Origin of the sequence: Flavobacterium geliluteum (genome assembly GCF_017948595.1) — a bacterium.
In the GTDB taxonomy this organism is placed as follows: Bacteria; Bacteroidota; Bacteroidia; order Flavobacteriales; family Flavobacteriaceae; genus Flavobacterium; species Flavobacterium flavipigmentatum.
The window spans coordinates 1-1,933 of the sequence record NZ_JAGFBV010000062.1; the positions used below are offsets into that span (position 1 = coordinate 1).

At 36.6% G+C, this 1,933-nt stretch carries 2 protein-coding genes; both read left to right on the plus strand.

From position 1 onward, the window contains the following. Positions 1 to 151 precede the first annotated feature (151 nt). Positions 152 to 445 (plus strand): hypothetical protein, encoded by a 294-nt coding sequence (locus tag J3495_RS18920; protein ID WP_236025518.1) that lies wholly within the window; start codon positions 152 to 154, stop codon positions 443 to 445. An 819-nt stretch (positions 446 to 1,264) separates the two neighbouring features. Beyond that, positions 1,265 to 1,828 carry a hypothetical protein gene (locus tag J3495_RS18925; RefSeq protein ID WP_210668529.1) on the plus strand — a complete coding sequence of 188 codons (564 nt, stop codon included), beginning with the start codon at positions 1,265 to 1,267 and terminating at the stop codon, positions 1,826 to 1,828. Positions 1,829 to 1,933: the final 105 nt, after the last annotated feature.

Genomic DNA, 1,933 nt, shown 5'->3' on the forward strand with positions numbered 1-1,933 from the left:
TAACTTAATCGTACTGCTGATGATTTAAACTCAGCACTGTAAACTCGTTTTTTCATAATTCTAAGATATTTATTTTTATTTAAACAGTCTTAAAATTTATGTCCCAGTAAATGTAGCAACTCCAAAACACTTTGCCTCTTATCATTTTAAAATGCTTAGACCAGCCCAAAGTGTTTGTGAAGGTCATATCCGAGAAATAAAATTTGATGGATATTCCGATATGATTGGTCTGGGAGTAAACCTGATCAGGATCTGCCTTCATATTGTCCAGAGTGATGAATTGGATAATAGGCAGATATACATCGGATCAGTACTAGAACTTGCCCTTGAGTTAATTCCAAGTACGGAATTAGAATTATTGGACGAGATTTATAAATTGAAAATATTGGACTCTGAGCAGAAGGAAGAAAACAGCAAAGATACCTCTGAAAAACAAAGCACGTAAAATCATATTTAGATTCTGTTTTCATGGACATATTTTGACCATCAAAGTGATAAAAAAGCATATTATCTTTGTAAAGCTGGAAACAAAACCCATTATCAGGAGTAAATTTTGCTTGTGATAATCAGTGTTTTAGATTCTATCTTTGTGAAGCAACTATAAGTAAATGCTGTGATTTGTTAGAAAATCAATTTTTAACTTATGAAAAAAATACCTGACTTTGGAAGGTATTTCCAGCCCCCGGCAGGGCAAGTGGTTTTGAGATGCGGAAAGTATTTCAAGCATCTCAAAACACAACTTGCCGTGTTCTGGTGAACACTAGAATCCGCTCTTTCAGGCGGATTAAATTTGGCAGAGAAAAACAGCTTTAGGCTGTTTTATTTTTTTACCGGATTTATGGGTTGTTTTACAGTAAAAGCATTTTTGCAGGTATTTGAGTATACAGAAAAGTATGCGTGCAAGAATGCACATAGGCAGTAAGTAACGTATGCATGTGAGCATAAAAGAAAGTACGCATGTAGGCATGCAAGAATGCAGGCACACTAGAACGTAAGCAATCTGGAAAATACGCATGCAGGAATGCAGGTTTAAAACAGAGATTTCCAAATGATTGTCAATTCATAAAAGCAAGAGATAGTATTCATTAAAACAGTTTTTGAGAAACTTTCAGCAAGTTGCCAAATAATGCCTTTGAATGCCTCAGAAGGTTATTTTAACAGCATTCTGCTTTTGTTTTTATTTCTTTATTGGCTAAACTCCAAGGGTCTGTAGTCATTCTTAAAATTATATAAAAGTTTAAAAATAGTAATTGAAAAAATAATTATGGAAAGTTTAGAAACACTATTCCGGTCTTTTGAAACAGGTATTCGAAGTGCCAAGGCTTTAAAGCCTAAAGAATACCTTAAGAGTATCGGACTGGAATATTCAGATCTTCGGATCGGTTTTAATTCGGGACAGTTCCATCATCGCAAAACATTGAAATCCAAAGACCAGTTTGAAAAACTGGGAGTGATTACAAAGAGCGATGCCGGAGTCAGGGACGATTCTTTTACAGCCTACACCGTTTTTGGACGTTATGGGCTGATTTTTCCTCTGCTGGACAAAGATAATTTCATTGTAAATTATTATGCCCTGCGTTTTGATCTGGACGAGCAGAAAGAGCAGTACCTGAACAGCGAAGGAATTTATCCCGCCTATCCGCATCCCCTTACCAAGAAATTATACTTGGCACCGACTGTTATTGACTGTGCGAGTTTAATACAGAGTAAGGCACTGGATCAAAGGGAAGCGGTTATTGCCCTGCATGATGAGGAACTGCTGGAACAGCACTTGGAAGTTATTAAATCATTATATGAATTGGAAGCAATAATAATCTTTAAGCGGTGAGAAAATGGAAAAGATCAGATTACAAATGCAGGAGATCAGACCCGATGTTCCACTCTCAATAGTGGAACTTCCCGAGGGGCACAGTCTGAATGACATGTGGGTCAA

Excerpts from the sequence above, each read along its gene's own strand:
- J3495_RS18920 (WP_236025518.1), top strand. The coding sequence starts at position 152 with ATGCTTAGACCAGCCCAAAGTGTTTGTGAAGGTCATATCCGAGAAATA.
- J3495_RS18925 (WP_210668529.1), top strand. The coding sequence starts at position 1,265 with ATGGAAAGTTTAGAAACACTATTCCGGTCTTTTGAAACAGGTATTCGA.